The organism is Hydrogenophaga sp., assembly GCF_035481345.1.
Taxonomy (GTDB): domain Bacteria; phylum Pseudomonadota; class Gammaproteobacteria; order Burkholderiales; family Burkholderiaceae_C; genus Hydrogenophaga.
Window position 1 is genome coordinate 1 of the sequence record NZ_DATIGV010000066.1, and the last position, 4,398, is coordinate 4,398.

The 4,398-nt window shown below is 68.8% G+C and carries 4 protein-coding genes; 2 read left to right on the forward strand and 2 right to left on the reverse strand.

Annotation, left to right across the window (positions count from 1 at the left end; translation table 11 throughout):
- Positions 1-762 (reverse strand): tripartite tricarboxylate transporter substrate binding protein (locus VLG41_RS07030; RefSeq protein WP_325348679.1); only part of this gene is annotated, 762 nt, incomplete at its 3' end.
- A 224-nt stretch (positions 763-986) separates the two neighbouring features.
- On the opposite strand from VLG41_RS07030, the gene VLG41_RS07035 reads away from it, so the two are divergent.
- Positions 987-1,427, forward strand: a complete 441-nt coding sequence (locus VLG41_RS07035; RefSeq protein ID WP_325348680.1) for a BrnA antitoxin family protein — start codon at positions 987-989, stop codon at positions 1,425-1,427.
- Between the two features lie 52 nt (positions 1,428-1,479).
- On the opposite strand, the gene VLG41_RS07040 is transcribed toward VLG41_RS07035, so the two are convergent.
- Entirely contained in the window at positions 1,480-2,508 is a 1,029-nt protein-coding gene (locus VLG41_RS07040; RefSeq protein ID WP_325348681.1) for a LacI family DNA-binding transcriptional regulator, read from the reverse strand.
- A 97-nt stretch (positions 2,509-2,605) separates the two neighbouring features.
- Here VLG41_RS07040 and garD point away from each other — a divergent pair, with 97 nt between their 5' ends.
- Entirely contained in the window at positions 2,606-4,204 is a 1,599-nt protein-coding gene (gene garD, locus VLG41_RS07045; protein ID WP_325348682.1) for a galactarate dehydratase, read from the forward strand.
- The last annotated feature ends 194 nt before the right edge of the window (positions 4,205-4,398 follow it).

Below are 4,398 nucleotides of genomic sequence, written 5' to 3' on the forward strand. Positions count from 1 at the left end.
GGGCAGGCCCTTGGGCGCCGCCACGGCCTGCCAGGAGTAGACGTTGGCGTCCTTGATGCCGAGTTCGTCGAGCGTGGGCACGTCGGGCAGCAGGGCGGAGCGCTGCGCGCTGGTGATGGACAGCGCGCGCAGCTTGCCGGCCTTGATCTGCGGCATGGCGGTGTTGATGTTCATGAAGGACGAATCGACCTGGTTGCCCAGCAGGTCGGTCATCACGGGGCCGCCGCCCTTGTAGGGCACGTGCACGCCGCTGGTGCCGGTCTGCTGCCAGTAGAGCTCGGCGGTGAGGTGGTCGCTGCTGCCGTTGCCGGAGGAGGCGAAGGTCATCTTGCCGGGGTTGGCCTTCTGGAAGGCCAACACGTCGGCCATGCTCTTGTGCGGCGAGGCGGCGGGCACCACGAGCACGTTGGGCGCCTGCACGGCGACGGTGATGTAGTCGAAGTCCTTGGTCGCGTCGTAGGTCACCTTGGTGAGGTGCGGCGCGATGACGTAGGGGCCGAGGGAGGAGACGAAGAGGGTGTGGCCGTCGGGTGCGGCGCGGGTGACGAGCGTGGCGCCGATGGTGCCGGTGGCGCCGGGCTTGTTGTCGATGACGAAGGTGCCCCCGAATTTTTCCTGCAGCTTGGGCTGCAGGGTGCGGGCGATCATGTCGGTGGAGCCGCCGGGCGGGAACGGGACCACGATGGTGACGGTCTTGTCGGGCCAGGCCATGGCCGTGGTGAGGGTCATGGTCGCGCCCAGCGCGAACAGCATCTTTTTCATGTGGCTTGTCTCCTGTTGGGTGGGAATGGGGTCTCCATTTGGTACCGGTACCAAGTGAATCCGGTGGGCATGGTACCGGTACCAAATTCCTTCGTCAACGGGGGTTTGTCGGAACCCGCGCTCGAGCCATACCCCCGGGCGGCATGGTCCTTTTGCTGCGATGAAGATGCGCGTCTTTCGGCCCTTGCTCCCGTTGACTGGCTTTTTCGTATCTACGAAAATTCATGCGCATCACCTACGATCCAGGCAAACGCCAGCGTGCATTGACCGAGCGGGGCCTGGATTTCGAGGATGCCGCCACCGTGTTCGACGGGCACACCTTTGAGGTGGAGGATGTGCGCAAGGACTATGCATGCGAAAGGCCAATGCCCGTGAGCAAGAACGTCTCGCCCCGTACCTTGGGTTCGGATCTGAAGCGAAGTGACGCGCATCGCATTCGGCCGCGGGAGTACCAGGAACTGCCTGAACTCACGGACGACATGCTGGAGCGCGGTGTGGTGCGCAAGGCCGGCCGTCCGCGATCCGAGCAGCCCAAGCAACTGATCAGCCTGCGCTTGCCGCCCGACGTCATAGAGCGATGGCGCGCCACGGGCCCGGGTTGGCAGACGCGCATGGCCGAGCGACTGGCACGTGTGCCATTGCCCGGCGAGAAATCGCGCCGATGACAGGACCAGCCGGGGCAAGCGGAACGACCACCGCGGCCCCGGAGAAACCCTCTCAGGAAGTCTCGCGCTCCACGATCGAAAATCCCACGTCGATCACCGAAGGCGACACCTCGCGCCCCTCGGCCCGGTCGATCAGGCAGCGCGCCGCCAGCCGTCCCATCTCTGCGCCGTTGATGCGCACCGTGCTCAAGGCCGGCGCCATGTCCGCCGCGAAGGACACGTCGCCGAAGCCCACCAGCGCCAGATCGTCGGGCACGGCGATGCCGCGCACGCGCGCTTCGGTGGCCACGCCCAGCGCCAGCAGGTCGGAGCTGCAGAAAATGGCGTCCACGTCGGCCTGTTGTGTCAGCAGGCGGCCCAGCGCGTCGCGCCCGCTGCGCAGCGAGCGTGAGGCGCCGACGTTCACTGTCGCTACCTCGCTCAGGCCGGCGCGGCGCACCACCTCGGCAAACGCGGTGGCGCGTCGCTGCGCGCGTTCGTCCTCGGCGCGGATCAGCGCCAGCTTGCGCCGCCCTTTGCCGATCAGGAAACGCGCCACCTCGGCCCCGATGTCCGCGTGCGAGAAGCCCACCAGCATGTCGATCGGCGTGGGCGTGAGGTCCCAGGTCTCCACCACCGCAATGCCCGAGGCCAGCAGCCGTGTGCGCCCCTGGCTGGGGCGCAGGATGCCGGTGAGGAAGATGCCGTCGGGCCGGCGGCCCACGATGGCTTCCAGCAGCGCCTCCTCGCGCTCGGCCGAGTAGTCGGACTGGCCCAGCATCAACTGGTAGCCGGCGTCGAACAGGGTCTCGTTCAGCGCCTCGATGGTGGGCATGAACACCGACATCACCGTGCTCGGCACCACCGCCGCAATGAGCCGGCTGCGCGAGGACGCCAGGCCGCCGGCCATGCGGTTGGGCACGTAGCCGGTCTTCTGGATCACCTCCAGCACCTTCTGCCGCACGTCGGGCGAGACCTGCGCGGGCGTGTTCAGCACGCGCGAGACGGTGATGGGCGCGACGCCCGCGAGGCGGGCCACGTCGCGCACGGTGATGGCCCCGCTGCCGCGTCGGGAACGCCGGGAGTTGTCGGATTCTTTCATGTGCGGCGTAGAATGGTACCGGTACCAAGCGCTTGACGTAAGGCCTCCGGCACCGGGTCCGGATCGTCGCGAGCGCGCCGAATCATAGGAGACGCCAATGTCCGAGACCCTGGCGAGCCGCGCGGCCGTGGCGCCGCCGACCTCCCCGTTGACGATCCGCATGCACGCCGACGACAACGTGGCGATCGTGGCCAACGACGGCGGCCTGCCGCCCGGCACGGAACTGCCTGGTGGCCTTGTGCTGCGCGACAAGGTGCCGCAGGGCCACAAGCTGGCGCTGGTGGACCTGCCGCAGGGCGCGGCCGTGCTGCGCTACGGCGTGCCCATCGGCTACGCGCTCAATGACATCCCCGCCGGCAGCTGGGTGCACGAGCGCCTGTTGAAGATGCCCGAGGCGCGCGGCCTGGACGACCTGCCCATGGCCACGCGCGGTGCCGAGCCGCTGGCGTCGCTGGACGGCTTCACCTTCGAGGGCTACCGCAACCCCGACGGGTCGGTGGGCACGCGCAACATCCTGGCCATCACACAGACCGTGCAGTGCGTGGCCGGTGTCACCGACTTCGCGGTGCAGCGCATCAAGGCCGAGCTGCTGCCGAAGTACCCGAACGTGGACGACGTGGTGGCACTGGAACACGGCTACGGCTGCGGCGTGGCCATCGACGCGCCCGACGCGGTGATCCCCATCCGCACGCTGCGCCACATCAGCCAGAACCCCAACTTCGGTGGCGAGGTGATGGTGGTGAGCCTGGGCTGCGAGAAGCTGCAGCCGGAGCGGCTGCTGCCGCCGGGCAGCATCCCGATCAGCGACGCGCGCGGTGCCGATGAAGAAGAAGGCCTGGACGTGGTCTGTCTTCAAGATGAAGCCCACGTCGGCTTCATGTCGATGGTCGATTCCATCCTGCGCCAGGCCGAGCAGCACCTGAAGCGCCTGAACGCCCGCCGCCGCGAGACCGTGCCCGCCAGCGAGCTGGTGGTGGGCGTGCAGTGCGGCGGCAGCGACGCGTTCAGCGGCGTGACCGCCAACCCGGCCGTGGGCTTCTGCACCGACCTGCTGGTGCGCGCCGGCGCGAGCGTGATGTTCTCCGAGACCACCGAGGTGCGCGACGGCATCGCGCAACTGACGGCGCGCGCCACCACGCCCGAGGTGGCGCAGGCCATGGTGCGCGAGATGGCCTGGTACGACGAGTACCTGAAGCGCGGCAGCGTGGACCGCAGCGCCAACACCACGCCGGGCAACAAGAAGGGCGGGCTGTCCAACATCGTCGAGAAGGCCATGGGCTCGATCGTGAAATCGGGCAGCGCGCCGATCGGGCACGTGCTGTCACCGGGCGAGAAGCTGCGCACCAAGGGCCTGACCTACGCGGCCACGCCCGCGAGCGATTTCATCTGCGGCACGCTGCAACTGGCGGCCGGCATGAACCTGCACGTGTTCACCACCGGCCGGGGCACGCCCTACGGCCTGGCGGCCGTGCCGGTGATCAAGGTGGCCACGCGCAGCGATCTGGCGCGGCGCTGGCACGACCTGATGGACATCAACGCCGGCACCATCGCCGACGGGCAGGCCACGATCGAGGACGTGGGCTGGGAGTTGTTCCGCTTCATGCTCGACGTGGCCAGCGGTCGCCAGAAGACCTGGGCCGAGCGCTGGAAGCTGCACAACCAGCTGGTGCTGTTCAACCCCGCGCCGGTGACCTGAGGGGGTTGGCCCGGCGCAGGGCGAGAAGGCGCTCAACCGGCCGGGCGCATCGGCGTCGTGGGTGGCTGCACCGGGGCCGGCGACGGCATGGGGCTTGGCGGCGTGGTGATGGGCGGCACCGGCGTGGGTTGCATCGTGGGCGGCGGCGCCATTGGCGGAGGCGAGCTCACGGGGGGCGGGGAGCTCACCGGCGG